The sequence below is a fragment of the Frankia sp. RB5 genome (assembly GCF_059816245.1).
Window position 1 is genome coordinate 30321 of record NZ_JCBATA010000010.1, and the last position, 27000, is coordinate 57320.

The 27000-nt window shown below is 70.9% G+C and carries 26 protein-coding genes and 1 pseudogene; 13 read left to right on the forward strand and 14 right to left on the reverse strand.

What is annotated here, in order from left to right:
* Position 1 precedes the first annotated feature (1 nt).
* Positions 2-1168 (reverse strand): acyl-CoA dehydrogenase family protein, encoded by a 1167-nt coding sequence (locus AC6EXY_RS07060; protein WP_101832996.1) that lies wholly within the window; start codon positions 1166-1168, stop codon positions 2-4.
* Positions 1165-2625: an MmgE/PrpD family protein gene (locus AC6EXY_RS07065; RefSeq protein WP_101832995.1), complete on the reverse strand. Its 1461-nt coding sequence runs from the start codon at positions 2623-2625 to the stop codon at positions 1165-1167. Before AC6EXY_RS07065 ends, AC6EXY_RS07060 begins: the two co-directional genes overlap by 4 nt.
* A 95-nt stretch (positions 2626-2720) precedes the next feature.
* On the opposite strand from AC6EXY_RS07065, the gene AC6EXY_RS07070 reads away from it, so the two are divergent.
* On the forward strand, positions 2721-3881 hold the full coding sequence (locus tag AC6EXY_RS07070; RefSeq protein WP_101832994.1) for an RNA-guided endonuclease InsQ/TnpB family protein: 1161 nt from the start codon (positions 2721-2723) through the stop codon (positions 3879-3881).
* A 64-nt stretch (positions 3882-3945) separates the two neighbouring features.
* Here the strand turns inward: AC6EXY_RS07070 and AC6EXY_RS07075 are convergent, their stop codons facing one another.
* The 3 genes from AC6EXY_RS07075 to AC6EXY_RS07085 all read right to left on the reverse strand — a co-directional run bounded on the left by AC6EXY_RS07075 (position 3946) and on the right by AC6EXY_RS07085 (position 6504).
* Entirely contained in the window at positions 3946-4839 is an 894-nt protein-coding gene (locus tag AC6EXY_RS07075) for an NAD(P)-dependent oxidoreductase (RefSeq protein ID WP_101832993.1), read from the reverse strand.
* Positions 4840-4927: 88 nt separating this feature from the next.
* A complete protein-coding gene (locus tag AC6EXY_RS07080; RefSeq protein WP_101832992.1) occupies positions 4928-5746 on the reverse strand; it encodes an N-acyl homoserine lactonase family protein in 819 nt (272 codons plus the stop codon).
* Entirely contained in the window at positions 5746-6504 is a 759-nt protein-coding gene (locus AC6EXY_RS07085; RefSeq protein ID WP_499816890.1) for a GntR family transcriptional regulator, read from the reverse strand. Before AC6EXY_RS07085 ends, AC6EXY_RS07080 begins: the two co-directional genes overlap by 1 nt.
* Positions 6505-6719: 215 nt before the next feature.
* Here AC6EXY_RS07085 and AC6EXY_RS07090 point away from each other — a divergent pair, with 215 nt between their 5' ends.
* The 3 genes from AC6EXY_RS07090 to AC6EXY_RS07100 all read left to right on the forward strand — a co-directional run bounded on the left by AC6EXY_RS07090 (position 6720) and on the right by AC6EXY_RS07100 (position 8600).
* On the forward strand, positions 6720-6941 hold the full coding sequence (locus AC6EXY_RS07090) for a type II toxin-antitoxin system HicB family antitoxin (protein WP_101832990.1): 222 nt from the start codon (positions 6720-6722) through the stop codon (positions 6939-6941).
* A 32-nt stretch (positions 6942-6973) separates the two neighbouring features.
* The gene (locus AC6EXY_RS07095) at positions 6974-7165 is read left to right on the forward strand and encodes a type II toxin-antitoxin system HicA family toxin (protein WP_279354670.1); all 192 of its coding nucleotides are present in this window, start codon (positions 6974-6976) and stop codon (positions 7163-7165) included.
* Between the two features lie 139 nt (positions 7166-7304).
* On the forward strand, positions 7305-8600 hold the full coding sequence (locus AC6EXY_RS07100) for a serine hydrolase domain-containing protein (RefSeq protein WP_499816891.1): 1296 nt from the start codon (positions 7305-7307) through the stop codon (positions 8598-8600).
* Positions 8601-9377: 777 nt separating this feature from the next.
* Here AC6EXY_RS07100 and AC6EXY_RS07105 read toward each other — a convergent pair.
* From AC6EXY_RS07105 to AC6EXY_RS07115, 3 genes are all read right to left on the reverse strand, one after another.
* Positions 9378-10517: a hypothetical protein gene (locus AC6EXY_RS07105; protein WP_499816892.1), complete on the reverse strand. Its 1140-nt coding sequence runs from the start codon at positions 10515-10517 to the stop codon at positions 9378-9380.
* Positions 10518-10588: 71 nt separating this feature from the next.
* The gene (tnpB, locus tag AC6EXY_RS07110) at positions 10589-11917 is read right to left on the reverse strand and encodes an IS607 family element RNA-guided endonuclease TnpB (RefSeq protein WP_101832986.1); all 1329 of its coding nucleotides are present in this window, start codon (positions 11915-11917) and stop codon (positions 10589-10591) included.
* Positions 11914-12483 carry an IS607 family transposase gene (locus tag AC6EXY_RS07115; RefSeq protein WP_499816917.1) on the reverse strand — a complete coding sequence of 190 codons (570 nt, stop codon included), beginning with the start codon at positions 12481-12483 and terminating at the stop codon, positions 11914-11916. The genes tnpB and AC6EXY_RS07115 overlap by 4 nt, the downstream gene beginning before the upstream one ends.
* Positions 12484-12698: 215 nt before the next feature.
* Here AC6EXY_RS07115 and AC6EXY_RS07120 point away from each other — a divergent pair, with 215 nt between their 5' ends.
* From AC6EXY_RS07120 to AC6EXY_RS07130, 3 genes are all read left to right on the forward strand, one after another.
* The gene (locus AC6EXY_RS07120) at positions 12699-13214 is read left to right on the forward strand and encodes a pyridoxamine 5'-phosphate oxidase family protein (protein ID WP_101832985.1); all 516 of its coding nucleotides are present in this window, start codon (positions 12699-12701) and stop codon (positions 13212-13214) included.
* Between the two features lie 415 nt (positions 13215-13629).
* Complete coding sequence (locus AC6EXY_RS07125) at positions 13630-18651, forward strand: putative adhesin (protein WP_499816893.1); 5022 nt, start codon at positions 13630-13632, stop codon at positions 18649-18651.
* 65 nt (positions 18652-18716) lie between these two features.
* Entirely contained in the window at positions 18717-19166 is a 450-nt protein-coding gene (locus AC6EXY_RS07130; RefSeq protein ID WP_499816894.1) for a DUF7919 family protein, read from the forward strand.
* Between the two features lie 176 nt (positions 19167-19342).
* Here the strand turns inward: AC6EXY_RS07130 and AC6EXY_RS07135 are convergent.
* Positions 19343-20095: pseudogene (locus AC6EXY_RS07135) on the reverse strand (IS66 family transposase); the annotation flags it as partial.
* 53 nt (positions 20096-20148) lie between these two features.
* On the opposite strand from AC6EXY_RS07135, the gene AC6EXY_RS07140 reads away from it, so the two are divergent.
* Both AC6EXY_RS07140 and AC6EXY_RS07145 read left to right on the forward strand, forming a co-directional pair.
* Complete coding sequence (locus AC6EXY_RS07140) at positions 20149-20505, forward strand: nuclear transport factor 2 family protein (protein WP_101832981.1); 357 nt, start codon at positions 20149-20151, stop codon at positions 20503-20505.
* Complete coding sequence (locus tag AC6EXY_RS07145) at positions 20502-21005, forward strand: NmrA family NAD(P)-binding protein (protein WP_101832980.1); 504 nt, start codon at positions 20502-20504, stop codon at positions 21003-21005. Before AC6EXY_RS07140 ends, AC6EXY_RS07145 begins: the two co-directional genes overlap by 4 nt.
* A gap of 21 nt (positions 21006-21026) precedes the next feature.
* Here AC6EXY_RS07145 and AC6EXY_RS07150 read toward each other — a convergent pair whose 3' ends face one another.
* Complete coding sequence (locus tag AC6EXY_RS07150) at positions 21027-21533, reverse strand: MarR family winged helix-turn-helix transcriptional regulator (RefSeq protein WP_101832979.1); 507 nt, start codon at positions 21531-21533, stop codon at positions 21027-21029.
* Positions 21534-22026: 493 nt separating this feature from the next.
* Positions 22027-22986 (reverse strand): alpha/beta hydrolase, encoded by a 960-nt coding sequence (locus tag AC6EXY_RS07155; protein WP_101832978.1) that lies wholly within the window; start codon positions 22984-22986, stop codon positions 22027-22029.
* A gap of 132 nt (positions 22987-23118) precedes the next feature.
* Here AC6EXY_RS07155 and AC6EXY_RS07160 point away from each other — a divergent pair, with 132 nt between their 5' ends.
* Positions 23119-23340: a sigma 54-interacting transcriptional regulator gene (locus AC6EXY_RS07160; RefSeq protein ID WP_279354675.1), complete on the forward strand. Its 222-nt coding sequence runs from the start codon at positions 23119-23121 to the stop codon at positions 23338-23340.
* A gap of 164 nt (positions 23341-23504) precedes the next feature.
* Here AC6EXY_RS07160 and AC6EXY_RS07165 read toward each other — a convergent pair whose 3' ends face one another.
* A complete protein-coding gene (locus AC6EXY_RS07165) occupies positions 23505-24485 on the reverse strand; it encodes an aldo/keto reductase (protein WP_499816895.1) in 981 nt (326 codons plus the stop codon).
* Complete coding sequence (locus AC6EXY_RS07170) at positions 24482-24817, reverse strand: DJ-1/PfpI family protein (protein ID WP_499816896.1); 336 nt, start codon at positions 24815-24817, stop codon at positions 24482-24484. Before AC6EXY_RS07170 ends, AC6EXY_RS07165 begins: the two co-directional genes overlap by 4 nt.
* On the opposite strand from AC6EXY_RS07170, the gene AC6EXY_RS07175 reads away from it, so the two are divergent.
* Positions 24713-25078, forward strand: a complete 366-nt coding sequence (locus AC6EXY_RS07175; RefSeq protein ID WP_499816897.1) for a helix-turn-helix domain-containing protein — start codon at positions 24713-24715, stop codon at positions 25076-25078. The genes AC6EXY_RS07170 and AC6EXY_RS07175 overlap by 105 nt on opposite strands.
* A gap of 4 nt (positions 25079-25082) precedes the next feature.
* Here the strand turns inward: AC6EXY_RS07175 and AC6EXY_RS07180 are convergent, their stop codons facing one another.
* The gene (locus AC6EXY_RS07180) at positions 25083-25433 is read right to left on the reverse strand and encodes a UBP-type zinc finger domain-containing protein (protein ID WP_101832975.1); all 351 of its coding nucleotides are present in this window, start codon (positions 25431-25433) and stop codon (positions 25083-25085) included.
* Positions 25434-25588: 155 nt separating this feature from the next.
* Here AC6EXY_RS07180 and AC6EXY_RS07185 point away from each other — a divergent pair, with 155 nt between their 5' ends.
* Both AC6EXY_RS07185 and AC6EXY_RS07190 read left to right on the forward strand, forming a co-directional pair.
* Positions 25589-25909: a DUF7919 family protein gene (locus AC6EXY_RS07185; protein ID WP_101832974.1), complete on the forward strand. Its 321-nt coding sequence runs from the start codon at positions 25589-25591 to the stop codon at positions 25907-25909.
* Positions 25910-26016: 107 nt separating this feature from the next.
* Positions 26017-26997: an aminoglycoside phosphotransferase family protein gene (locus tag AC6EXY_RS07190; protein ID WP_499816898.1), complete on the forward strand. Its 981-nt coding sequence runs from the start codon at positions 26017-26019 to the stop codon at positions 26995-26997.
* Positions 26998-27000: the final 3 nt, after the last annotated feature.

Sequence of the window (27000 nt, forward strand, 5' to 3'; positions counted from 1 at the left end):
GTCAGCCCCGCTGGCTGAAGCGGCGGCCGAGGACGTCCTCGGCGATGCGGTTGCGCAGGATCTCGATCGAGCCGCCGGCGATCATCCAGCCGCGGGTGCGCCGGAAGCAGTACTCGACAAGCGTCTCGGTGCTGTAGCCCATCGCGCCCATGACCTGCATCGACTGGTCGGCGGCGAGGAAGCCGGCCTGGTTGGCGGCGAGCTTGGCGACCGACGTCTCGTACGCCGAGGGCAGTCCGTTCGCCGCGCCGCGGGCGGCCCGGTCGAGCAGCAGCTGCGCCGAGTCGAGGGCGACGGCCATGTCGGCGAACTTCCACTGGATGCCCTGGAACTCGGCGAGCGGCCGGCCGAACTGGTGGCGGGCCAGCACGTGCTCGCGGGCGGTGGTGAACGCGAGCCGGCCCAGCGCCAGCGACCGGGACGCGTTGCCGAGTCGCTCGACGTTGAACCCGCTGATCTGCTTCTTGAACCCGCCCGGACCCAGCAGCACGTTCTCCGCGGGGATGTGGCAGTTGTCGAAGACGAGCGGCGCCCACTGCTCGCCACTGAGGTACTCCGACGGCTCGCCGACCGTGAGCCCCGGCGTGCCCCGCTCGACGAGCACCGACCCGATGCCGCCGACGCCCGGCCCGAACCGGACGTAGACCAGGTAGAGGGTGGCGTCGATGCTGTGCGTCGACCAGATCTTGGTGCCGTCGACGCGGTAGCCGTCGCCGTCCGGGGTGGCGGTGGTGCGCAGGTCGGTGACGGCGGAGCCGGCCTCGGTCTCGCTCATCCCGAGGCCGATCAGCGTCCTGCCGGCGAGCAGGTCGGGCAGCCAGCGGGCCTTCTGCTCGGCGGAGGCGTACTCGGCGAAGGTACGCAGCGGGCCGAAGTTGCCGGCCTGCACGACGTCGGCGCTGCGCGGGCAGACCTGGCCGACCTCCTGGATGGCGACGACCGCGTCGAGCAGCGACGCGCCCTGGCCGCCGTCGGCCTCCGGCACGGTCAGCCCGATCAGTCCCTGCTCGGCGAGCAGCCCCGCGACCTGCCAGTCGTAGCCGGGCGAGTGGGCGCGGCGCAGCGCGTCGGCGCCGAGCCGGTCCTTCGCGAACTGGCGGACGGAGGCCGCGAACGCACCGCGGTCCTCGTCGTCGATTCTGGCCCCGGGGTCGATCGCGGCGGTCATGCACTCTCCTGTGTCGTGATCCGCTTCCGTGCGACGGGCGCCGCGGGAACGGTGGTCGGCGGAAGGTCGGTGGCCGGCGCAGGGGCGGCCTGCAGGGCGGACATGAGGCCCAACACGTCGTCGAACGCCCATACCCGGTCAACGACGCGCCGGGCGGCGTCGGCGCCGAGGACGGGCTCGGCAAGCCGGTGGAACTTCGCGGTGAGCTGGACGTCGTCGACGGGCCGGGACGGTTCGCCGAGCGGCTGGTCGACGAGCGCGACCAGGTCCGGCGCGTCGCCGGCACCGCGGCGGCGCACCGTCACCCGGGCCGGGCGGGAACGCGGGTAGCGGGCGTCGAGCTCGGCGTCCGACGTCACCCGCACCCGCGACACCAGGTCGACGAGCTCGGGGTTGGTGCGATGGGCGGCGTCGAACTGACGCAGGCCGATCTCGCCGTCGGCGAGCGCCACCGCGACGGCGTAGGGCAGGCTCATCTGCGCGTCGATGAGGGTGGCGACGTCGGTGTGGCCGTGGCGGGCGGCGACGTCGTAGGTGTCGACGCGGATCTCGTCGATCTGGTCGGGCGCGAGGGCGTGCTCGCCGCGCAGGTCGAGGATCGCGTCGACGGCGGCGTGGCCGTGCCGGCAGCAGGGGTAGATCTTGACGTAGGTCCGTTCGAGCAGCCAGTCCTCGCCGAGACCGTCGAGGACGGTCGCCGGGTTCCAGTGGTCGCGGGCGAAGGCGTGGAAGTAGCCGTTCGGCCCTTCGAGGACAGTGTCGGGGCCGGTTACGCCGGCGCGGGCGAGGTAGGCGCTGATCACGCCGTCGCGGGCCGCCTTGCCGGCGTGCACCCGCTTGACCTCGGCGCCGCTACCGAGGAACTCGAACAGCCCACCCGCGTGCGACCCGGCGAGGCCCAGCGCCGAGCGCGTCTGCTCCGCGTCCAGGCCGAGCAGCAGGCCGACGCCGGCCGACGCGCCGAACACGCCGGCGATCGCGGTGTTGTGGAAGCCGGCGTCGCGGGTCGCCGGATGGCCGGCGGCGGCGAGTCGGCAGGTCACCTCGACGGCGACCGCGGCGGCCCGCAGCGTGGTGGGACCGTCGGCGCCGAGGGCCTGCGCGGCGGCGAGGACGGCGGGTAGCGTCGGCGCGCTCGGATGGACCGACCCGGGGGTGTAGCCGTCGTCGATGTCGAGCGCGTGCGCGGCCGTGCCGTTGGCCAGTGCCGCGCCGGCGACCGACGCCCGGCCGCCGCCGAGCACCGTCGCCGCGTCACCGGGATACATCTCGGCGACCAGCTCCCGGGTGGCCACCGCCGCCACCGTGTCCGTCCCGGCGATCGCCGCCGCCAGGAAGTCGAGCACCAGGCGCCGCACCTGCCCCGCCACCGACGCCGGCATCACCGGGGCACCCGGCGCGCCAAGGCCGTGGATCCAGTCGGCGAGCTCCGCGGTGACCGCCCGCGTGTCGCTCACCGGGATCTCGCCGTGGATGCCCCGGCGTTCAGGCCGGGGAGGAAACGGCGACCATGGTTGGCCACAGGTAGATATCCCATTCGTAGAATCGGAGTATGTCCCGCTACCGACTTTATCCCACCGCCATACAGGCAGTGGCGATGGTCGAGCATTGCGGGCATACGCGGTACGTGTGGAACCTCGCCGTCGAACAGCAGTCGTGGTGGAATCCCCGCCGCGGACCCGCACCCGGCTACGTGGAGCAGAACCGGCAGTTGACCGAAGCCCGCCGCGCTTTCGACTGGCTCGCCGCGGGCAGTATCATCGTTCAACAGCAGGCTTTGCGGGACTTCTCCACCGCCATGGCCGGCTTCTTTCGCGGCTCCCACCGGAAACCCGGTTTCCGGAAACGCGGTCGGTCCGAGGGGTTTCGGATCGTTGCCGTGAAACCCTCCGATGTGCGACAGGTCAACCGCCGCTGGTCCGAGGTGCGGATCCCGAAAGTCGGCTGGGTGCGGTTTCGTCGTAGCCGGACGGTGCCGGACGCACGCTCCTACCGGGTGACGCGGGACCGTGCTGGCCGCTGGCATGTCGCGTTCGCCGCCGTGCCCGCCCCGATCGCCGCGCCGGGCGTGGGCGAGGCTGTCGGGGTGGATCGGGGTGTGACGGCGTCGGCCGCGCTCAGTACGGGCGAGCTGCTGCGATGCCCCGGGCTGCGGCCTGCAGAAGCCGCCCGGCTGCGACGGCTCCAGCGCCGCCTCGCCCACGCCCGGCGTGGCAGCAACCGGCGTGCCGCGCTGAAAGCCCGGATCGCCCGGGTGAAAGCCCGGGAGGCCGACCGGCGGAAGGACTGGGTCGAGAAGACCAGTACCGACCTGGCACGCCGGTACGATCTGATCCGCGTCGAGGATTTGAACGTTCGGGGTATGACCCGGTCGGCGCGGGGCACGGTGGAGGCGCCGGGCCGGAACGTGGCGCAGAAGGCCGGGCTGAACCGGGGCATCCTCGCTGCCGGCTGGGGACTTCTCGCCCGGCGGTTGGAACAGAAAGCCCCCGGCCGGGTCGAGAAGATCCCGGCCGCCTACACGAGTCAGCGTTGCTCGGCCTGCGGGCATGTGGCAGCGGAATCGCGTGAGAGCCAAGCGCAATTCTGTTGTGTCGCCTGCGGGTTCCAGAGCAACGCCGATGTGAACGCTGCAATGAATATCGCCGCAGGACGTGCGGTGACTGCGCGGGGAGGCGCCGGGTTGCCGGTGCCCGTGAACCGCGAACCTTAACACTGCGCACCCCCTGGTGGGTATGTAGGAGTTGGAATCCCCCGCCTTCAGGCGGGGGAGGACGTCAATGTCCCGGCTCCGGGCGGGACTGCTCCGAGCGGTTCTGGTCCGCCCAGTCCTGGAAGATCTTGATGACGGCGACGCAGTCCTCGCCGCCCAGCCCGCGGGCCCGGGCCATCTCGAAGACCTGGTGGACCATGCTCCCCGTCGGCATCGGGTGCTCGGCGTCATGCGCGAGCGCGAGACCGAGGCGCAGGTCCTTCTCCGCGAGCGAGACCGCGAACCGGGCGTGGTAGTCGTCGGCCAGCACGTACGGCCAGCGCTTGAGGAAGTGGAACGAGCGCCCGCCGGACCGGCTGAGCACGTCGAACAGGGCGTCGCGGTCCATGCCGAGCTTCTCGCCCAGGGTGAACGCCTCGGCGGCGACGACGATGGCACCCATCGCCATCTGGTTGTTCACCAGCTTCACCGTCTTGCCGGTCCCCACCGGCCCGACGTGCTCGACCGTGCCGAGCACCTCCAGGACGGGCCGGGCCCGCTCCAGCGCGGCGGGTTCGGCGCCGACCAGTTCGACGAGCTTGCCGGCGCGGGCCTCGTTCGGCCCCCCGCTGACCGGCGCGTCGACGACGGCGACGTTGTGCACCGCCGCGGCCTCGGCGACGGCCAGCACGGTGCGCGGCAGCGTCGTGCTCAGCTCGACGAGCACCCGCCCCGACCAGAACGCGAGCACTCCGCTGTCGATCACGCTCGCGGTGACGATCTCGTCGTTGGGCAGGCTGACGACAATGACGTCGGCCGCGCCCAGCCCCTCCGGCGTGCTCGCCACGCCACCGTGCTCCACCGCCCGGGCGACCGCCTGCGGGCTGATGTCGTACACGAGCGTCTCGAACCCCGAGGCGACCAGCCGCTCGGCGACCGCTCCCCCCATCGTGCCCAGACCGATCACGGCCGTCCTCATCCACACCCTCCTCGTCGCGTCGTGCCCATGTCCGTGCCCGCGGCCTTGCCCACGCCCGTGTCCGCTTCCGTGGCAGAGCCGCCTTCCGTCAGCGATCCGCGCGGACGGGGCCACCCGTCAGCTCGACGGCGACGCCCTCGAGGCCCGCCGCCGCGTCGGGGTAGCGCGCCATCACCGCCGGATCGTGGCCCGGGATGATGTGGCCGTCGGGGCCGGCCAGAGCGCGCAGCCGGTCGAACGCGGCGTGCGCGCCGCTCACCGAGTCGACCGCCGAGTAGGGCCGGTCCTGGGTCAGGTTGTCCTCGTAGTGACTCGCGTCCGAGGCGAGCACAACCACGCCCCGGCCGGTCTCGACCCGCACCACCTGCAGCCCCGCGGTGTGCCCGCCGACCCGGTGCACCGAGACACCCGGGGCGAGCGTCTCGTCGCCGTCGGACCACAGCACCCGGCCGTCGAGGTTGCGGACGACGACGCCGGTGACGTCCTCGGGCTCGACGACCCGGCGAAACGACGGCCGGGAGGCCGCCGGCCCGGTCCAGAACTCCATCTCGCGGCGCTGCAGGCGGACCAGCGCGTTCGGGAAGCGGTCCAGCCCGCCGCAGTGGTCGAAGTGCAGATGGGTCAGGATGATCTCGTCGAGGTCGGCGGCGGGAGCGCCGAGAGCGGCCAGCGCGTCGAGCGGGTCGCCGCGCAGCACCTGCTCGCGGCCGCGGCGCTTCGCGATCGCCCGGTCGAAGCCGGTGTCGACGAGGACGGCGCCACGCGACCCGGCGATCAGCCAGACGTAGTAGGCCATGCTCCGCTCGGTGTCGGCGGCGGTGGCGTGGTGGAACACCTCCGCCGGCGCCACGCCGTCCCGCAGCGCGTACTGGATCGCGTAGACCCGTAAGTCCCCGCCAAGGTTCATCAGGCGTCTCCCTCCACCGGCCGCGGCGCGGCCTCGGTCGAACGCGGGGCGGCCTCGGTCGAACGCGGCGCCGCCAGCGCGGTGACGGCCGGCGCGGACTCGGTCGTGAACAGGCGCAGGCGCAGGTCGCGGGCCCGGGCGAGGTGGCCCTCGGCGATGCGCTGGGCGGTCTCGGCGTCGCGGTCGCGGATCGCGGCGAGCAGGCGGCGATGCTCGTCGTGCGCATGCGCCCAGCGGCCCGGAAAGCTCAGCGTGGTGGCCGGCAAATGCGTGACCTGGGCGGTGAGCCGCTGCTGCAGGTCGGCGAGGGTCGCGTTGTGAGCCGCGGCGGCGAGCGCGTCGTGCACCGCGCGGTTGGCGCGCACGGTGGCGGCGCTGTCGGCCGGATCGATGCCCGCCTCCGCGATGACGGCCTGCTCCAGGCGGAGAAGGTCGAGGTCGCGGTGGCGGGTCGCCGCGTCGGCGGCGAGCGCGCCCTCCAGGAACACCCGCGCCCGGTAGATGTCGACGATCTCCTCGGGGGACCGTTCCCGGACGCGGACGACCATGCCGCGCCGCTCCATCAGGCCCTCGGTCTCCAGCCGGATCGTCGCCTCGCGGATCGGCGAGCGGCTCACCCCGTACTGCCGGGACAGCGACGCCTCGGACAGCCGCTGCCCCGGCGTCAGCCGGCCGGCGACCAGATCAGCCTTGATCCGCTCGTACAGCTGCTCCGCCTTCGCACCTGGGGTGACCAGCGCGTTCGTGCTGTCGGGCATGCGGGGGAGCCTACGCCTGTCGACAGCTGCCGACAACCCGAAGCCGAGACACGAGACGGGATCCGCGGGGGACCAGCAACTCGGACAGACATGGAACACGTCGACGTCGACTACCGGCCGCGTCCCGGCAGGTCACCCAACCTGTCGCCGACTCGGGTGCGCGTCGCCGGAGGGAACTCGCGCGATGCGCACTCGCCGGTACTAGAATGATCTCCATGGAGCGAGCTGTCCGGCTGACCGCTGTCGTCACACACGAAGGCGACTGGTATGTGGCGCGGGCCCTCGAGGTTGAGGTGACCAGTCAGGGACCGAGCGTGGAGGAGTCGCTGGCGAACCTCCGTGAGGCGCTGGAACTGTACTTCGAGGACGAGCCGATCCCCGCAGCCTCCGTCGACGGTCCGATCGTCGCACCCGTCGACATCCGCCTTTCCGCGTGACATCAGCGCTACCCCGAGTCTCGGGCTCGGAGGTGGTTCGGGCGTTGCGTCGGGCCGGCTTCGACGAGGTGAGCACCCGTGGCTCTCACTGCAAGCTCCGAAGCAAGACCGAAGCCCGAACCGTGATCGTTCCGCTTCACCGCGAGCTGGCGACCGGTACTCTCGCATCAATTCTTCGCCAGGCCGGTATGGATGCTGAGGAATTGCGAACTCTGCTCAGCTGAGTGTTCGAGAGCCCAACCAGAGCTCGTGCCAGCCGGGTAGGTAGTGCGACGGTCAGCTTCGGTGCGGGGGCCATCCCCACCGGCAAGACGGGTGCGCGCACCGCTGTGCGTCCGCCAGCCCGTTGAGATCGTCTGGGTCATGACCTCGACACCGCGGGACCTCGCGGAACCGCTCACGCCGCCAGGCCACCAGCCCACGTTCGCCGCGCGCGGACTCCTGCCGCGAGCGGTCGTCGCCGCGACGACGGCCGCGCTGGCGACGCTGGTCGCCCTCGCCTCCACGGCCCCGGCCTTCGCCGCCGGCGTCGCGGCCGCGGCCGCGACGAAGCCCACCCCTGCGACCAGCGCCACCCCCAGCTCCGCGCCACGGACCGGCCAGCACGACGATGCGCTGCAACGCCAGGTGAACGCGATCCACGACGGCGGGGCGGTCGGCGTCCTCGCGGAGGTGACGACGCCGGCGGGCAGCCGCCGCGCGCGGGCCGGCGTCGCCGACCTCACCTCCGGCGCGCCGGTGCCGCTGGACGCCGAGTTCCGCATCGGCAGCACCACGAAGACGTTCGTCGCCACCGTCATACTGCAGCTCGTCCAGGAGAAGCGGCTGTCCCTCGACGACACCGTCGCGCGCTGGCTGCCCGGGACCGTCACCGGGAACGGCAACGACGGCAGTCGCATCACCGTCCGTCAGCTGCTACAGCACACCAGCGGCATTTACAACTACACCGACGACCTCACGCAGCTGACCAGCGCCGACGGATACAGGGCGGCCAGGTTCCGCAGCTACACCCCGCAGCAACTGGTGGCGATGGCGATGAAGCATCCGCCCGGCTTCGCGCCCGGCAGCAGAATGTCGTACTCGAACACGAACTACATCCTCGCTGGGATGATCATCCACCGGGTCGCCGGCCAGAGCTGGGCCCACGAGGTGAACGCGCGCATCATCCGCCCGCTGGGCCTGCGGCACACGTTCACCCCGGGCGCCTTCCCGTTCCTGCTCGGCCCGCACGCCGAGGGGTACTCGACCTTCGGCACGTCCACCCCTGTCGACGTCACGGTCTTCAACCCGACCGCCGCCGACGCCGCCGGCTCCATGATCAGCACCACCGACGACCTGACCCGCTTCTACACGGCCCTGCTCGGCGGCCGCCTGCTCGCCCCGGCGACGCTCACCGCGATGAAGACCACGATCCCGGCCGACTCACTGGCACCCGGCGTGCGCTACGGCCTGGGCCTGGGCTGGCTCCCGCTGTCCTGCGGCGGCGGCTACTACGGCCACCCGGGCGACGTACCCGGCTTCCACATCTGGGACGGCATCAACCCCGACACCCACCGCACCGTCGTCGTCGCCAGCACCGGCGACAACGGCGACCAGGCCCAGCAGGCCGTCACCACCCTCGTGGACCAGGAACTCTGCCACCCGACCGCGGCGCGGTGACGACGCGAGGGGATCGCGGCGCGGGCATCGGCTCGGACGGGCCGCCTGCCCGGAACAGGGGCTCCAGCAGCGGTTCCTCGATGTCCCGCGCCCAGGCGGGCGACGCCGGCGCCGACCGGTCCGCACCCGCCGCCCTCGACCCGCGGCCGGCCCTTCCACCACGCCGGTACCCGCCGGAAACGGCCGGCAGGTCGATGTCCAGCCAGTGACCACGGCCTCGGCCGGCCGCCCACAGCGTTATTGGTCTGAAAAGCAGCCGCGACTCACCAGGGGCCAACGTCACCCGAAGGCCGTCCTCGAACACGGTCAACGAGTTTCTTGTGCTCCTGTTGACAACCCACCAGTGCCGGACATGGAATGTGAGGGCGCCGACGTACCGAGGAGTCTCCAGATCATTGCCGTCAAGGCGATACGTGTTGTCCGGGGCACGTCCGAACGTGAACTCGTGGGGCGCGTCAACCGGGTACACCCTTGTTCCAACGGTGACCAGCAGTTGTGGGATCGACGAGTCGGGCGGTACCGCTCCTGTCATCGCGACCGCCTTTCGTCCCCGATTCCCGAGAAGGAAGTGACGTCAACCTATCGACGCCGGGAACGTCCCCTCACGGTGGGGGCACCATCGCCACGAGGCAATCCGCCGGCTATCCTGTCCCGACCCCGCCGGGCCGCGGGCACGCACGATCGAGTCATGCCCTGGCCGACCTGCGGCCTCCTCCGCCGCCCAGCTGGCTTGGCCGGAACGCCGTCACCGGCCAGCCGGCCGGTCCGCGCCGACTGCTACCCGCAGTGTTCCCAGCCGCTCGTGTAGGAAGTGCCGGCGTAGGTTCCGCCCCACTTCACGCACCGGCCGGGCGCGGTGACGTACTTCGGGCCGGCGTAGTACGCATAGCTGCCGGAGTCCACCTGCTTCGTGGAGGATCCCTGGACCTGTACCCAGGCGGTCATCGCCTGGGCGGTGCCCACCCCGGCTCCGTACTTCATCGTCACCACGCAGTTCCGTGTGCCGTCGTACAGGAGATAGATCTTGGCGGTGCTGCCCAGCGCCTGCTGGTCGATCTGGGAGTAGCCGGCACCGCAGACCTGGCTTGGCGTGTATGGGTTGGCCTTCGAGGCGGGCGCCGATGACGGCGCGGGCGCGGGTGGCTTCGGGCTCGGCTTCGGGTTCGGGTTCGGTGCCGGTGTCGGCACCCGCGCGGGGCCCGGGGCCGTCCCGCCGGAGCCCGTCCCCGCCGAGCCTGATCCGCCCGGAGCCGATCCCCCGCCGCTCGTGCCCGGGCCACCCGTCGCCGACCGGACCGGCAGCGACGATGGATCGAGCGCGGTTTCGATGGCTCCGGCCGGGCTCGGCGCCCTCCCGACGGCTGCTCCTGTTCCCTCCGCGTCGCCGGCCCCGCCCGCGCCGCCGGCCCCACCGATCGCGTCCTTCGCCGCCTCGGCCGCAGCCGAACGTGACCCCTTCGACGGGACCGAGGCCGACCCCGCGTTACCGGCGGCGGCCTCGTGCCCGCCCGACGGCGAACCACCCGATCTGGCCGTCGCCCACACCGTGAGCGCGATCGCGACGACCAGGGCGACCGCACCTGACGTCGCGGCGATCAGGCGCCTGCGGCGGCGCTCGGGTCGCTCGGGGGCGGGCGGGCCCGCCGGGGGCTTCGCTCCCTGCGCCGGTGACGCGGCCAGCGTGGCTCCCGGCGCCGACGGCGCACCCCATGCGCCCGGGCTGTCTGGCGTGCCCGGTGTGTCTGGCGCGACAGGAGACTGAGGGGCACTCGGCGGCCCGGCCTCGGTCGCCGTCAGAACGGGGAGCGGTGGGATGGCGGAGGGCTGCGTCGGCGGATCCTCTCCCGACCCGTGATCTACCCAGGAACGCGTACCAGCCCCGTCGGTGGCCTCGGTCCCGACACCCGGTAGCTGCATCGCCACTCCTCTTCGCCCATATGCGACAGATGCCCTGAACCGTTGCATGAGAGCGCCAGATGTGCTAGCGGTCATGCCGCCCCGCCTCTCGGCGAGGCACTCCCGGTCTGATCCGCTCGCGCGGTGCCGGGTTCCCGCTTCGCAGCCACCCGCCCGCTCGCGCGGGTCTTACGGTCGACTCCACGGGCGTTTACCGTCTCCGACGCACTGGCGGCGACGAGGGAACGCAGGTTGACCGCGGCGTTCAGGTCGCGGTCGAGGACGAGCCTGCAGGACTGGCAGATGAAGGTGCGGTCCGACAGCGTCAGGTTTGGGTTTCGCCAGCCACAGCCGGAACAGGTCTTCGAGCTTGGGTACCAGCGGTCCGCGACGACGAGGGTCGATCCGTACCAGCCGGTCTTGTAGGCAAGCTGGCGGCGGATCTGCGCCATGCCGGTGTCGGCGACCGCACGGGCCAGCCGCCGGTTACGGACCATTCCGGTCACATGCAGGTCTTCCACCACGATCGTGTCGTGGTTCTTCGCGAGCCGGGTGGTGAGCTTGCGCAGCCCGTCACGGCGCTGGCAGGCGACCCGAGCGTGGATACGGGCGAGCCGGCCGGCCCGCTTGCGCCGGCCGGCCGAACCGGGTTTCGACCGGACGTAAGCGCGCGACGCGGTACGCAGCCGGCGCAGCGACCCGCCGAGATGCTTCGGGTTCGGGATCGTCTCGCCGGTGGAGAGGACAGCGAGATGCTTCACTCCGAGGTCGACGCCGACCGGCCCGGCCCTGCGCTGCCGCGGAGACGGGCCGGCGGGGACCTCCCGGTCCACCTCGACCGTGAACGACACGAACCAGCGGCCGGCGCTGCGCGACACCGTCGCACCCAGCAGCCGTGCCGAACCGCCCGCCAGCCGACCGGTAAGCGCGCCCATCGACTCACAGACCTTCACCCGGCCGATCCGGGGCAGCTTCACCCGCACGTCGCCGGCCGGGCCGTAGGCGCCGGTGGTGTACCGGAAGCTGTCGCGGCCCTTCCCGCGCTTCCTGAAACGGGGGAACCCGACTCTGCGGCCTTTCCGCTTCCCCCTGCGGGAGTCGGAGAACGCTTTCAGCCCCCGAGCGAGGTGGTCAAGGCCGGCGGAGAACGCCTCCTTCGAGCACACCGCCCACCACCCGGCGACGTCGTTCTTGACCTGGTTCCAGGCGAGTCGCAGCGCGGGCAGCGTCCACGGCACGGCAGTGAGCGCACTGTCAGGAATGCCGTAGGACTTCTCTGCCTCCCGCTGCGACAGCGCGGCCTTCACCCGGGCCAGACCCCAGTTGAACGCGAACCGGGCCGCGCCGGCATGCCGGGACAGCGCGGCGAGCTGGGCGTCGTTCGGGTCGAGGGCGAACCGGTACGCCGCAAGCGTCCTCACTCGGACGCCTCCGTGGCGGCTTCGACGGCCCGGCGGGCTCGGTTCGTCGCAGCGCGCCGGCCATACAGCCGGGCGCACAGCGACGTCAGGATCTCGGTGACGTCCCGGACAAGGTCGTCGTCGACCTCGGCCGGGTCGACGACCAGCAGCCGCCGGCCAGATGCGGCGAGCGCCGCCTCGACGTACTCGGCGCCGAACCGGGCGAACCGGTCCCGGTGCTCGACGACGATCGTCGTCACCTGCGGGTCACGTAACAGCGCGAGGAACTCCCGGCGATGGCCGTTCAGCGCCGACCCGACCTCGGTGACCACCTTGCCGACGGGAAGGTTCTGCCCGACCGCCCAGGTGACGATCCGCGCGACCTGCCGGTCCAGGTCCGGCTTCTGGTCAGCGGACGACACCCGGGCATACACCGCCGTCGTGCCGGTAGCTGGCAGCGCGGGTTCGTCGACGAGGATCAGCCCCCCGACCCTGCGGGCGGGCACCGGCAGTTTGCCGTCAAGGAACCACTGTCGGGCGGTCGAGTACCCGACCCCGTTCGCGACAGCCCACTCCTTGAGGTTCACACTCACGATCATACGGCATCACCCGGCGCTATCCGGCGCTCAACCGGCAACAGATATCAATCCTCCCACATGGCCACGGCGGACGGCTGGCGACATCGATGGCCAGAGAGCACGTCACCCGGACCGGGCCGGACGGCTGGCGGCGGGTGCCGCCCCACCGGCCGCACCGGCGCCACGGCGGTTGCGGACCGGCCCCGCGGGGAAGCGAGGCGACTATGAACGATGAGCCGCTGACCGAGCTCGACGAGCGCTTCAGCGACGCCGGCACTCAGGCCACCACCTGGGCGCAGGCCCGCGCCGTGCTCGAGGCCGCCCAGATCAGCTGGATCTCCGCGGTGCGCGCCGACGGCCGGCCGCACGTCACCCCCCTGGTCGCCGTCTGGCTCGACGACGCCCTGCATTTCAGCACCGGCCCGGCCGAGCAGAAGGCCGTCAACCTCGCCGCCAACCCCCACGTGGTCATCACCACCGGCACCGACACCTGGGACAGCGGCCTCGACGTCATGGTCGAGGGCACGGCTTCCCGCGTGACCGACGCGGCGACCCTGGAACGCCTCGCAGCCGCCTGGCGCACCAAATGGGACGGCAGTTGGCGCTTCGACGTCCATGACGGCGCCTTCCGGCATCCCGGCGGCGAGGGCATCGCGCACGTCTACGCCGTTCACCCCGCCAGGATCCTCGCCTTCGGCCGCCGCCCCTACACCCACACCCGCCATCTCCCCCGCCGATGACCGGCGGGGAAGCACGGCGGTCCGGATGACTCATTCCACCGGATCCCGCACAGCTCCGCCGCCATTCTCCAGCCGGTCGATGGCGATGACCAGGCACTGGGCGTTCTCCTGGCTGCGAAGCAGATAAGCCGTCTCCCTGAACGACTCGTCGTCCTCCGACCAGTGACAGCGACCCTGCCCATAACCGGGCTTGACGGGCGCCGTCCTGGAATCGGCCGAGGCACCACAACCTCGAGGCAATTTCATCGCCGAGCGTCCCCACCTGGACTTTTGTAGCGAAGAGCGGGTTTATGGTAAAAGGTGGGCCGTTGCCGGACGTCGACCGCCCAGGCTTTCGATCATCCTGACCCGAGCTACTGGAGGCACCGCGGTGACGCATCGCCTGATCATTCCTGGTTACTCGGCCGGTTGACCGGTGACCACCAGCGCGGCCGACCCGGACGACCTGCAGACCTTCGTCACCGACGCTGCGGCGGCACGGACCGAATTGTCAGGCGCGGTTTCGGCGGTACAGAGCCGCTACGACTCGGTGGTGTCGGCGTTCGGCTCGCAGTACACGTTGAACCATCCGGACCTGTGGGCGAAGATGTCCACCCACCTGATCGACGCCCAGGAGCGCGAGCGGTTCGTCGACAGTGTCAAGGGGGCTTTTGTCGCGGCGGACGGCGGTTCCCCAGGAACAGCGGCCGGAATAGTCACGATCAGAGATACCATGATTGCCGCCGCGCTGGCCAAGGCTGGTGTGGGCGCCCTGCCGTCAACAGCATTGACGGTGGATGCTCCGGAGATTCGGGGCCGCCCATTGGACAGCGGCTTCGCCGAGGACCCGGTGTGCACGGCCAACGGCAACCTCGTCGAGTCCGAACTGGACCTGCCGATGCCGGGAAGAGCTGCCGGCCTGGGCTGGCGGCGCACCTACAACTCACGAGCCTTCGCCGACCGCGGTGTTCTTGGTCTGGGCTGGAGCTGCTGGGCCGACACCGCTCTCGACCTCACCGCGGACGTCGTGCGGTGGCGGTCTCCGGACGGCGCGGAATCGCTGGTGCGGCGCCCGACCGCGGGCGATCCCTCCCCCATGCCGTTGCTGGGTGCCGTCCTTTATTGCCTGGCTGCCGCCCCCTCAGATTCGGCGGAGGGAAGCCCCAACGAGATCGCGCCCGCCACCGAACACCAGCCCGAACCTGACCAGCCAACGGCGCCGACCCGGGGGCCGGCGACGGATGCAGCGGCGGCCGGAGGCTTCCGTTTTGTGCGCGACGCCGGGCAGGCTTCCGAAGAGAGCTGGTGGTACGACCCCGCCGGCCGGCCGGTCCGGATCGAGTCCGGTCCCCGCGCCTGTGTGCTCGCCTGGGAGAACGACCGGCTCGTCCGGATGTCGGAGCTTCGTTCGGGCCGTTATCTGACACTGGACTGGGACACCAGCCGGGACCTCATCGTCGGGGTCCGCACCAGCGACGGCCGGTCGGTTCGCTACCGCTATGACGATGCGGCGAACCTGATCGAAGCCAGCGGCGGGCCAAGCGGCACACGAAGCTATCGGGCGCGGGCCGGCCTGTTGCTCGGAGTCGTGGATGCCGACGGTGTCGAGCTGGTCCAGACCGACTATGACGAGGCGGGCCGCGTCATCAGCCAGCGTTCCCCCGAGGGGCGGCTGACGCGTTTCCGCTACTCGGGCGGACACCGCACGATCGTCAGCGACGAATCCGGCGGCGCGATCAACAGCTACCAGCACGATCAGGCCGGCCGGCTCACGGCCGTCGTCGATGACGCCGACCACGTGATGCGCCGCAGCTTCGACGTGGCCGGCCGGCTGGTCGGCGTTCAGGAGCGTTCTGGTGCGCGCTGGGCAATGGAATATGACACCGCCGGCAACCTCATCCGGCGGACGGGCCCCGAGGATTTCGACGAATCCTTCACCTGGGACGCGGCCGGTCGTCTGCTGGCGCATAGCGATTCCGGCGGGCACGAGACCCGCTGGACCTACGCCGCGGCGTTTCGCACCCCGACCGAGATCGTCGATCCCACCGGTGGCGTCACCCGCCTGACCGTCAGCGCCGACGACCTGCCGACCTGCATCGTCGATCCGGACGGTGTGGCCTGTCACCTGCGCTGGAACGACGACGGCCAGCCCACCCGCATCTGGACCCGCGGTGGGGGGCAGACGACCTTCCGCTACGACCGGGCCGGGCGGCTGGTCGGGATGACCGGCCCGGATGGGCAGGTTCGGGACTGGGAGACCGACGCGGCCGGCCGGGTGATCCTGGAGCGTTTCGCCGGGCTGACGCGCCAGTTCGGTCACACCCCCGCCGGCCGTCCCGAGACCTACGTGGACGCGGCCGGGAGCCGGTGGCAGTCGGCCCATGGCCCGTCGGGCCGTGTCAGCGAGGTGGTCGATCCGCTCGGTTCGACCGTGCGCTTCGACTACGACCGGTTCGGTAACACCAGCCAGGTCGTGGCACCAGACGGGAACGCGTTCACGTTCGCCCACGACGGCCTGAGCCGTCTGGTCGCCGTCACCGATCCGGCCGGCGCGACCTTGCGGCGTGGCTACGACGCCGACGGCCACCAGACCACCGGTACCAGCGCGGCCGGCGCCGGTTGGCGCCATGAACACGACGGACGCGGTCACCTGGTCGCGATCACTGGGCCGGGCGGTCAGACCTGGCAGCGGACCTACGACCGCGTGGGACGGCTTGTCAGCCAGACCGATCCCACCGGCGCGCGCACCCATCACGAGCATGATGCGGCCGGGCGGCTCGTCAGGGTCGTTGATCCCGCCGGTAACCAGACCTCCTACGTCTGGACGCCGGGCGGACGCCAGGCCGCCATCACCTCACCGTCCGGGCGGACCATCACCTATCGCTACGACCGGGCAGGACGGCTCGCCGAGACGCGCCTGCCCTCCGGTGCCACCGAGCGCTACCAATGGGACGCGGCTGGTCGGCTCAGCGCCCTCATCCGTCCGGACGGGCGCACCATGCGCTGGGAGTACGACCGTCTGGGCGCCGTCTCGGCGATCACCGGCCCGTCCGGCGGCCGCGTGGTCGCCGAGAACACCCCACTCGGCCTGCCAGCCCGGCTCACCCTGGCCGGCGGCGCCACCTACCGCTACCGCTATGACGCCCGCGGGGCACTGACCGAGATCACCGACCCCCGCGGCGCCGTCAGCTCCTATCACTACGACCTGCGCGGACGGCTGGCGTCCTGGACCGATCCTCTCGGCGGCACCACGCGCCTTGGCTACGACGCCGTCGGCCGGCTGGCGACCCGCAGCGATCCGCTGGGCCGGACCACGACCATCAGCCGCGATGCCGACGGCCTGCTCCACACCGTTCAGCACGCCGATGGCTCGGGCGCGCGCATCTGGCGAGATCGGGCCGGGCGGATCACCGGCCGCGGACCACTCACGGCCGACGCCCCGGAGATCACCTACGACTACGATCCCGCCGGTCGTCTCCTCCGTGCCCGCGAGGGCGGCGGCCGTGACGTCCGGCTGCGCTACGACTCCGTCGGCCGGCTGACCCGTCGCACCACCGCCGCCGGAACCATCGCCTGGGACCATGATCCTGACGGCCGTGTCACCACCGTGGGAGTCCCCGGCGCGCCCGGCCTGCGCTACCAGTACGCCGCCGACGGCGATCTTGATGCCGTCATCGACCCGGACCGGGGCCGGCTGCGCGTGCCCTCCCGGACCGCGGCCACCCAGGCCGGGGAACGCGACGCCGACGGTCGTCTTGTCCGCACCACCGTGGCGGGCCAACCGGTCCGCTTTGCCTACGACGCGGCCGGTCAGCTCATCCAGGCTGACGGCCCCTGGGGTCGCCACCGCTACCGCTGGGACCTCGGCGGGCGCCTGATCACCGAAGAACGGTCTCGGGCTGACGGCACGACGACGACCCAGACCAGGCGGGCCCGCTACGACGCCGCCGGCCAACTGACCGAGACCCTCGACACCGCCGAGGGTGGAAAGCGGATCCGTACCGTCTACGGCTACGATGCCGCCGGCCGCCGCCGCACCGAACGGCGCAGCGACGGCCGCACCGTCAGCTACGACTGGGACGACCTCGGGCGTCTGGACGCTGTCCATCGCACCGGCGCCAGCACGACCCGGCTCGTCACCGACGCTGGTGGCGCTCCGATCGCCGTGGGCGGCACCCCCGTGCTGTGGGACTCCCTCGCCGGGCCGGGCCACGCCCGCCGGCTCGGCGATCGATGGGTCACGCCAGAGACACAGCCACCTGGCGCCCAGGGTCCCCATGACCCCTGGGGCGAGACCACGCCGGCCACCGATCCGGCCACCGAGCAGGGTGCGACGATCGGGTTTCGGGGCGAGCTCGCGGTGAACGGTCTCGTCTGGCAACGCGAACGCGTCCTGGACCCGGCGACCCGTTCGTTCCTGTCGACAGATCCGCTTCCGCACGTACCCGGCATGCCCGGCGCCGCCAACCCGTATCAGTACGCCTGGAACAATCCGGTCGGCTTCCTCGATCCCACCGGCCAGCGCCCACTCACCGACAGTCAATACCAGGACTACCTCTCCCAGCAGCGCGCCGGTGTCTTCGAGAAGGCCTGGACGAACATCAGGGAGGACCCCTGGGGTTCGTTGGCCGCTGTGGGGGTCGTCGCCACCGGCGTCGGTCTGTGTTTCGTGCCCGGCGGCCAGGCCATCGGCGCCGGCATTCTCGTCGGGGCCGCCACGTCCGGCGGCATCGGCCTGGTCACGGGCCACTTCGATCCCCGCGCCGTGGCCATTGGCGGCATCGTCGGAGCGGTCGGCGGCGGCGCCGGCCAGGGCACGACCCGTCTGCTGTCCGCCGGTGGTTCCTATCTCGCCGCTGCCGGCTCGGGCGCGGCAGCCGGCGGCGCCGAGGACCTCGCCGCCCAACAACTCGCCCACCCCGGCCACGTCAACCTCACCGAGCTGACCATCAGCAGCGCCACGGGCGGCCTCGCTGGCGCCGGCGGCCGCGCCTTCGCCCACCGGGCGCCTTTCACGCAGAGTGGTCTCGGGATCGGCCACGTCACCCCGCCTGCCACAGAAGGGATTGATCTACTCCCGGCACCGCCTCGGCCCGTGTTCGCCGGCCACGGGGCGATCCGGCCCGGCGATCCCTCGACCGTCACCATCCCCGAAGGCACCAGCCTGACGATGTACATCCGACATGGTATGCCGATATCCGATCAGCTCGGATATGCCATCGAGACAAATGATATCGCGACCATGGCTCGTGTCGAGGCGAGAGGTCCGGACTTCTACGAAAAGTTCACCTACCCTGCCGGCAGCAGCATTCCAGATTATTCGCTTCTACCCGGGCCGAACCTCCACATAGCGCCAACCTCTAGAACCGTGGACAGACCGACACGACTCTCCGAGCTCCTAGAGCCCAATATGGGGGACTGGCACTGGGCTGCCTGCCGGGTGGTCGTGGGCTGGTAGGCCGCAGCCCCATAGGACCGCCGCCCATCAGGAAGAGCAGAGCAAACGACGCGAAAGGCCGTCCAATGACATACCTGAAGGATCTTTCTGCACATCCCTATCTCGAAGTGACGTCCAGGGTCGATGGCTGGCCGCCGCCTGGGACTCCGGCGCTCACGGTCGGCTGGCTGGAGCCCGAGCACGAATTCCCGACCGCACTTCCCGACGGCGCCTTCCTCGACGCCCTGTTCTATCTTTGCGCCCACCACTCCATCCTTCGCACTCGGGGATTCCACAACTGCCTGCTACCACACGCCACGATGACAGCCCCCATCTGCATCGCCCACCGAGGGGGCGAGGAAGCCCGGCTCGGCAGCGCCGAGATCGGCGTGGTCGGCGCCGGCGGGGAACTGTTGCTCGCGCCTAACCTGGTGTTCCACTACGTCGAGGGACACCACTACCGGCCACCCGACATCTTCGTCGAAGCGGTGCTCGCCCGCAGGGCCGTCGTCCTACCAGCGGATATTCCGCTCTAATGGTCGCGCCCGTTGCTTCGTCGGGGCCCGCGCGTCCGGCTTAACCACCTGGAAAGTAGCTGTTCAGCTCGGGTGGTAGGAGGTGCGTTTGACGCTTGTCCGCGTCAGGGCAGGGTGGAGAGCCCCGTGCGGGACGCGCACGGGGCTCGTGATGGCGGTATGGCAGGCTGGGCGCGTCAGCCGGGTTCGGCGGCGGGCGGTAGCCAGAGACCAGTTGCGAAGAGGCGTTCGAGGACGTCGCGGGTGTTCAGGCCCCACTTGGCGGCGGTCGATGGATAGGACTGCACGACGGCGAAGTCGACGAGGCCGGCCAGGGTCCGCCAGCACCCACCGGAGGTTCGTTGCTGAACCTTGACCGGCCTGACGGCGCGCTCCGCTTGGTTGTTAGAAAACGGCACGGTCGGGTCGACGACGAACCGGAGGATCATGTCCTCCTCGCGGCGCATCCGGCGGATCAGCGTGCGGGCGTCGTGGGCGAGCGAGGACAGGTCGCCGTGGTTGTCGGTCTCACCGCGGGCGAGCGCGTCGCGATAGTGGTTGCGGATGAAGACGACGGCCTCGGGCGCGAGTGCGTTCTGCGCGGTGTCGCGGGCGTCGCACGCGGCGTGGTGGGCGTCGAGCAGCGTCGTCGCCATCGCCTCGGCCCACAGCTGCCCGTCGGGGTCGCCGTCGTGGATGGACCGCAGGTCACGCAACGTGTGAGCACCGCACCACGCGTGGCGCGGAGGCGGCGGTTCGACGATCTGGTGGCACCGCGTCGTGGCCCGCGGCGCCCCGGCCAGCGGGAATCCGCAGTCCCCGCATAGCGACGGGTCGGCCGTGCGGATCCCGTCCGGGTCATCGACCATCGCGCGGGTCGTCCCCGCCATGCCGGGCTGCTTGCCCTTCGGCCGGCCCGTCGAGGTCCGCGACGACCGGGGCTTGGCCTTGACCGCCTATCACGATTAGATGACACTTCACGTAAGACGAGAATGGGAGAACCATGTCCGACGAGATCGAGTCGCTGATGAAGGCGAACCTGCACGAAGTCTTCGGCGAGCGCGACCCGCTGCTGCGCGCCGCAGCGGTCGAGCGCACCTACACCGAAGACGTCGTCTTCGCCGACCCGGAAGAGGTCGTCGTGGGGCGCGAAGCCCTGAACGCCAAGGCGCAGAGGCTGCTCGACGAAGCACCCGGTTTTGCGTTCACCGAAGGCGGACCCATCTTCGTCAACCACGATCTCGGCTTCCTGGCCTGGCACTTCGGACCCGAAGGGCAGGCGCCGGCCGCGAGAGGCATGGACATCTGCCTCGTCGAGAACGGGCTCATCGCGAAGGTCTACACGATCATCACCCCGTGATCGAGCGTGGCAGCGCGGTGACGGTGCGAACCGACCTGCGGGACGTCGCTTCGCGTGGCTCGAGAGTGAATCTGACGGTGATCAGGCCGGTGTTCTTCATGGACAACCTGATCAACTGGTCTCCGGTCTCCGGCGACGACCGGCAACGGGTGTTTCGGTATCCGTTGCTCCCCGGTGTCCCGTTGCAGATGATCGCGGTCGAGGACATCGGGGAGATCTGCGCGACGGCTGTCATGGACGCAGGGAAGATTCCCCACGGAAGCCTGGAGATCGGCGGAGACGAGCTCACCGCCGAGGAGATCGCTGAGGCATTGCAGGCCGAGTCCGGTGTGCCGACGCGGTTCGAGGCGGACCGGATAGATGAGATCGAGGACGATGATCAGAGAGCCATGTACGAGTGGTTCGGCAAGCCACCGTCGTACGCCGCGGACTTCGGCACCACCGCCCGGTTGCGGCCATCGGTGATGCGGCTGCCGGAGTTTCTTGCACGGCAACGATGACGGGGACAACCGCAACGTGGATCATGGGTGGTCGGCGGGGCGCGGCAATGTGCCGTGTGCAATGAGGTTGTCGTAGATCTGCTCGAACAACTCGGCGAGTTGCCGGGTTCGCCGACTGTCGAGCGGTTCGAGGAACATCGTCCGCACGAGCTCGACGTGACTGGAAGACGCCGCGGCGAGCGTGCCGCGCCCTGCAGATGTCAGCGACACCACGGTGACCCGCTTGTCGGTCTCGCTGACTGTGTTCTCGACCAGGCCCCGGTCGGCCATGCGGCGGATGTGGTGACTGACTCGGCTGCGCTCCCACCCGATGCGGATGGCCAGATCGGAAACCGAGAGAGTCGCGTGCTCGTCGCTGATCAAGGCCACGAGAACGTCGAAATCGGCGAGGGAGAGCCCATGCTCGGCCCGCAGCTGACGATTCATCTCGTACCGTAACCGCAAGTGCACCTTCATGTACGCGTACCAGGCGCGGGTTTCGTCGTCCGAGAGCAAGGCGAACGGCGACTCCGGTGCGATCTCGTGCATGAGGATGCGACCCTCCTCTGTGCTCTCGTCCCAGCGCCTGCTGCCTGCTCGACGATAGCGCAAGCGGGCGCCTCAGTCGGCTCGGGCAAGGTCGCATCGGCGCGACGAATGCTCGAAGGAGCCGAACGCGATGCCACCTGGTTGAGGTCACCAGATCTGGACATGCTGGTGCAGCGATGCTGAGCATTGCTCGCCGAAGGCAACCAGGTCGCCATCCATTTTGAAGCGTCGCTCGAGCGGGGACGCGATGGGCTGGCAGTACTGGAACAGGCACGGACCCAACTGGCTTACGGCCGGTGGCTGCGCCGGGAACGACGTGTGCCCGAGGCTCGAGAGCAGCTGTCCGCGGCGCTGTGTCGAGGTGCTGACCCGTGTCGAAGGCCGAGGTCGCGCAAACCCGTGATCGTCATCGACCTCGACGCGGGACGGCCAGGCAAGCGGCTGGTTACAGGTGTGAGCCCGCGGAACGGCCCAAGCCTGTAACCGGCGCCCCTCAGGCGGTGCCGAGTACGCCGGCGAGGAAGCCGATGCCTTGCGTGATCGCCGCTTGCGCGGCACGGCTGCCACGCAACGGGTTGAGCCCGACGAAGTCATGCACGATGCCCTGGTAACGCACCGCGGTGACCGGCACACCGGCCTCGCGCAGCTTGGCCGCGTACGCCTCACCCTCGTCGCGCAGCACGTCGGCCTCGCCGACGATGACGAACGCCTCGGGAAGGCCCGCCAGATCGTCGGTCGTCGCCCGCAGCGGCGATGCGGTGATCTCGGCGCGCTGCGCCGGGTCGGTGGTGTACTGGTCCCAGAACCACTGCATGCCCTCGCGGGCGAGGAAATAGCCGGTCTCGAACTGGTGGTAGGAGCCGGTGTCGAAGCTTGCGTCGGTCACCGGGTAGAACAACAGTTGGCCGGCGAAGGAGATGCCACCGCGCTGCTTGGCCAGGATCGTGGTGACTGTGGCCATGTTGCCGCCCACCGAGTCGCCCGCGACGGCGACCCGGCTGGCGTCCAGGCTCTGCGTGGCACCGTGGGTGTGGATCCATTCCGCCGCGGCGTAGATCTGCTCGATCGCGGTCGGGTACTTCGCCTCGGGCGAGAGGCTGTAGTCCGGGAACACCACGGCCGCCCCGGTCCCGGTCGCGAGTTCGCGGATCAGCCGGTCGTGGGTCTGCGGCCCGCCGAAGACCCAGCCGAGGCCGTGAACATAAAGGATGACGGGCAGGTCACCGGTCGCGCCGGCCGGGCGGACGATCCGGATCGGCACAGTGCCGGTCGGGCCGCCGGTGATCGTCAGGTCGGAGATGTCGGCGTCGGGCACCTGGCCGGGATTGGCCTGCACGCTGTCGACGATCTTGCGGCCCTCTTCCGGGGAGATCTGGTATAGGAACGGGGGCGTGGAGTTCGCGTCGGCGAAGGCCTGGGCGACCGGTTCGAGGACGGGCTTGGGCTCAGTCATCGATGTTCTTTCTCTCGTGGCGCCGAATTCCGGAGTGGTGTGGTGCTGACGTGTCGTGGCCTGCCCCAACAGCCGGCGGCGCCGACTTTGTCCTCATGCGGGACAGCTGGGAAGAACGGATGACGTCTCCTGATCGGCCGCTCGTCGGAAATGTCGGTGCTGACTCATCTGATCGACATGATGACGGCCACGGGGCAGGCCGTCATCATCGCCGGTGAGGCGGGGATCGGCAAGACGATGCTGGCCGAGGCCGCTGCCCGGGCGGATCACCGCAGCCCGCCACCACCTCGCCGCGGCGAGTGCGGCTTTCGAGGATGCCGGGGGGCGGGGCTGGGCGGCGCGGGCGGACGCTGAGCTCACCGCCGCCGGCGGCACGCCCGCCACCGTCTCCCCAAGGATCGGAGGTCGGGACGAGCTCACTCCGCAGGAGCTGCAGATCGCATCGTTGGCCGCCGAAGGGTTGACCGTGCTCGACGAGCCGGCCGACGTCTGAGCCGGCAGGGCGGACACTGTGCCGATCACGCGTGCATCCGGGCCAAGCCGGCCTCGGTGTCCCGTTCACCGGCGACCCCGGTTTCGATCACCGCGCGCCGGAGGGCGGTGAGGTCGTCCGCGGTCAGCACCAGGTCGACGGCCGCGGCGTTCTCGTCGAGGCGCGAGCGGTGCCGGGTGCCGGGGATCGCGACCGCGCCCTGGGCCTGAACCCACGCGAGCGCGACCTGGGCGGGCGTGGCCTCCTTGGCCGCGACGATCCGCCTCACCTGGTCGACGACCCGCAGGTTCGCCTCGATCGCCTCCGGCTGGAACCGGGGCAGCGTCCGACGGGCGTCGCCGGGCTCCAGGTCGTCTACCGTGGTGATCTGGCCGGTGAGGAAGCCGCGGCCGAGCGGGGAAAACGCAACCAGCCCGATGCCCAGCTGCCGGAGCGTGTCCAGCACGCCGTTGTCGAGCACATCCCGGGAGAACAAGGAGAACTCCGACTGGACCGCAGCGAGGGGATGCACCGCATGCGCGCGCCGGATGGTGGCCGCCGAGACCTCCGAGAGCCCGATGTGGCGGACGAGGCCGTCGCGGACCAGTTCGGCCATGCCGCCGATGGTTTCCTCGATCGGCACGGCGGGATCGACCCGGTGCAGGTAGAACAGGTCGATCACGTCGGTGCCGAGGTGCCGCAGGGAACGCTCCGCCGCGCGGCGGGCGTACTCCGGGCGGCCGTTGAGGCCGTGCGGGCGGCCCTCGTCGTCGAATTCGGTGGCGAACTTCGTCGCGAGCACCGCCTCGTCGCGCCGGTCACCGAGCGCGCGGGCGATCAGCTTCTCGTTCTCGAACGGCCCGTACGCCTCGGCCGTGTCGATCAGGGTGACGCCGATGTCGAGGGCGTGCCGCAGAGTCGCGATCGCCTCGGTCTCGTCGGTGGTGCCGTAGAAGGCGCTCATGCCCATCGCGCCGAGTCCCTGCGCCGGGACGATGAGACCGTCGCCCAGTGCCGTGTGCTTCACGCGTTCTCCTTATTGTTCTGTTCACGACGCTCGTCGAGCACCTCGAGAAGGCGGTGCATCTGCACCGGCATGTCCCCCGGTTTACGGGCGGTGATGAACTGTCCGTCCTCCACCGTCGGCTCGTCGACGTAGGTGGCGCCGGCGGCGCGTATCTCGGGGGCGACGTCCCGCCAGGACGTCATGCGGCGGCCTTCGGCCAGCCCGGCGCTGATGAGCACCTGGGGTCCGTGGCACAGCGCGGCCACCGGCCGACCGGTTGCCGCGAATTCACGGACGAAGTCCAGCGCCGCCTCGTTCCTGCGCAACTCGCCGGGGGCGAGGCCACCCGGCACGAACAGGGCGTCGTAGTCCTGCGCCTGCGCGCCTTCCCGGAGCCCGAGCAGGACCGGATCGACTTCGTCTCGGTGTACGAGCTGGACCTCCACAAGTCCACGCTGTCGCACCGCTTCAGGACGTTGCGCGAAGCAGGGGTCACCTCGACGCGGGTGCGGGGCCGGGAGCACGCCGTCCAGCTGCGGCGAGACGACCTCGATGCCCGCTTTCCGGGCTTGCTCGGCAGCGTGCTCGCCGCGGCCGCGGACATCGACGCCTGACCGGTCACCGGTGCAGGTGCTCGGCCCAGTCACCGGGCACCCGCGCGGCCGGGCCCGGCACGCCCTGGCTCAGCGGACGGTGCTCGGGAGCGGCGAGCGCGGGGCCGCTTTCGTACATGACCTGCTCGCCGTAGTCCCAGAACCACTTCTCGCCCGGCTCGAAGCTGCGCACGAACCGGTGACCGGTGGCCGCGGCGTGCCCACTGGCGTGCTGGTTGGGCGAGGAGTCGCAGCAGCCGACGCGTCCGCACTCGGCGCACCGCCGCAGGTGGAACCACCAGCTGGGCGGGTTCATGGCTTCGCAGTCGGCGCAGCCCGTGCCGCTCGGCGGCACCGCGGGGTCGATTCCCTCCATGGGGCTCCTTCACTCGGAACTCCGGCGCGCGGGCAGATCGCGGCCGGAGTGGTCAACGTAGGTCAGCGTGGCTGAGAGGTCGAGCCGCGGGCAGGTCCTCGCCGCGTCGCTCATCGCCGGGTCTGCTGCTCGGCCGGGGTCAGCCGCAGGAGGTTGTGACCGAGCAGCGGTCCGGCAGGCACCTGGTGCAGCCGGCCACGATCCGGGGATTCCACAACTGCCTGCTACCACACGCCACGATGACAGCCCCCATCTGCATCGCCCATCGAGGGGGCGAAGAAGCCCGGCTCGGCAGCGCCGAGATCGGCGTGGTCGGCGCCGAGATCGGCGTGGTCGGCGCCGGCGGGGAACTGTTGCTCGCGCCTAACCTGGTGTTCCACTACGTCGAGGGGCATCACTACCGGCCACCCGACATCTTCGCCGAAGCGGTGCTCGCCCGCAGGGCCGTCGTGCTACCGGCGGATATTCCATTCTAGTGGTCATGTGGTCGCGGCCGCCTGTGCGGGAGGAGTTGCGGGCTGATCTGGGGGCGCCTCGGCGGGTGCGTCGTCTACGCAGCAGCCCGCGGTCGCGGGTGTGGCGGGTGGAGCTGGCCGGTGTCGGCGGGCGTGCCGTGGTCAAGCAGTTCGTCGACGCGCCGCGGGCAGCCGAGCGGTACGCCCGCGAGGTGGCCGCGCTGAGACTCGCGTCCCAGGTCACCCCGCCGGTGGCGCCCAGACTCCTCGGCACCGACCCGGCCCGGCGCCTCCTCATCGTCGAACACGTGCAGCCCGGACGACCCGGCGAGGACTGGGTGGTCGGCTACGCCGAGGCGCTGGCACGGCTCCACTCCTGCGCCAGGGCGGCGGACCCGGATGCGCTCCCGGCCTGGTCCGGACCGACCGAGGACGACGTCGACGCCTTCGTCGCCCTCGCCAATGCTCTCGATGTCACCCCGCCAGCGGGAACGCGCGCTGACCTGTACGGCCTGGTCGAACGGCTGACCCGCCCGCCAGGGCTGGCCGGCGCTCCACGCCTGACCAACACCCCGGGCCTGGCCCTGCTGCACGGCGATCCCTGCCCGGGCAACGATCTGCACACGAGCGACGGCATCCGGTTCATCGACTTCGAGCAGGCGTCCCTCGGCAACGGCCTCGTCGAGCTCGCCTACCTGCGCATCGGATTCCCGACCTGCTGGTGCGCCACCGCTCCGCCGCCCCGACTACTGGCCGAGGCCGAGGCCGCCTACCGCGCTACCTGGCACCACCACACCAGAACCGACGTCCCGGACGATCTGACCGACGCCTGCGCCGGCTGGCTGCTACGCGGCGACTCCCTCGTACAGCTTGCGCACCGCGGGACCCGCGACCACCTCGCCACGATCCCGCACCGCGACTGGCGCTGGGGCACGGCGACCGCCCGCCAGCGCCTCGCCCACCGCCTCGCGGTCGTCCACCACCTGACCGTGCACGAGGGCGGGCACGACGGACTGCGCCAGCTCACCGCGGCCATGCACGACGCCCTCAGAACCCGCTGGCCCTCACTTCGGTCCCTCCCCCAGCAGCGCCCACGGCGGGCGCGGTGAACC

Bases quoted from the DNA above. Each gene is read 5' to 3' on its own strand.
- AC6EXY_RS07130 (WP_499816894.1), top strand. From the start codon at position 18,717: ATGACATACCTGAAGGATCTTTCTGCACATCCCTATCTCGAAGTGACG.
- AC6EXY_RS07120 (WP_101832985.1), top strand. From the start codon at position 12,699: ATGAACGATGAGCCGCTGACCGAGCTCGACGAGCGCTTCAGCGACGCC.
- AC6EXY_RS07080 (WP_101832992.1), bottom strand. From the start codon at position 5,746: ATGAACCTTGGCGGGGACTTACGGGTCTACGCGATCCAGTACGCGCTG.
- AC6EXY_RS07180 (WP_101832975.1), bottom strand. From the start codon at position 25,433: ATGGAGGGAATCGACCCCGCGGTGCCGCCGAGCGGCACGGGCTGCGCC.
- AC6EXY_RS07150 (WP_101832979.1), bottom strand. From the start codon at position 21,533: ATGCACGAGATCGCACCGGAGTCGCCGTTCGCCTTGCTCTCGGACGAC.
- AC6EXY_RS07100 (WP_499816891.1), top strand. From the start codon at position 7,305: ATGACCTCGACACCGCGGGACCTCGCGGAACCGCTCACGCCGCCAGGC.
- AC6EXY_RS07105 (WP_499816892.1), bottom strand. From the start codon at position 10,517: ATGCAGCTACCGGGTGTCGGGACCGAGGCCACCGACGGGGCTGGTACG.
- AC6EXY_RS07085 (WP_499816890.1), bottom strand. From the start codon at position 6,504: ATGCCCGACAGCACGAACGCGCTGGTCACCCCAGGTGCGAAGGCGGAG.
- AC6EXY_RS07060 (WP_101832996.1), bottom strand. From the start codon at position 1,168: ATGACCGCCGCGATCGACCCCGGGGCCAGAATCGACGACGAGGACCGC.
- AC6EXY_RS07075 (WP_101832993.1), bottom strand. From the start codon at position 4,839: ATGAGGACGGCCGTGATCGGTCTGGGCACGATGGGGGGAGCGGTCGCC.
- AC6EXY_RS07140 (WP_101832981.1), top strand. From the start codon at position 20,149: ATGTCCGACGAGATCGAGTCGCTGATGAAGGCGAACCTGCACGAAGTC.
- AC6EXY_RS07090 (WP_101832990.1), top strand. From the start codon at position 6,720: ATGGAGCGAGCTGTCCGGCTGACCGCTGTCGTCACACACGAAGGCGAC.
- AC6EXY_RS07070 (WP_101832994.1), top strand. From the start codon at position 2,721: ATGTCCCGCTACCGACTTTATCCCACCGCCATACAGGCAGTGGCGATG.
- AC6EXY_RS07155 (WP_101832978.1), bottom strand. From the start codon at position 22,986: ATGACTGAGCCCAAGCCCGTCCTCGAACCGGTCGCCCAGGCCTTCGCC.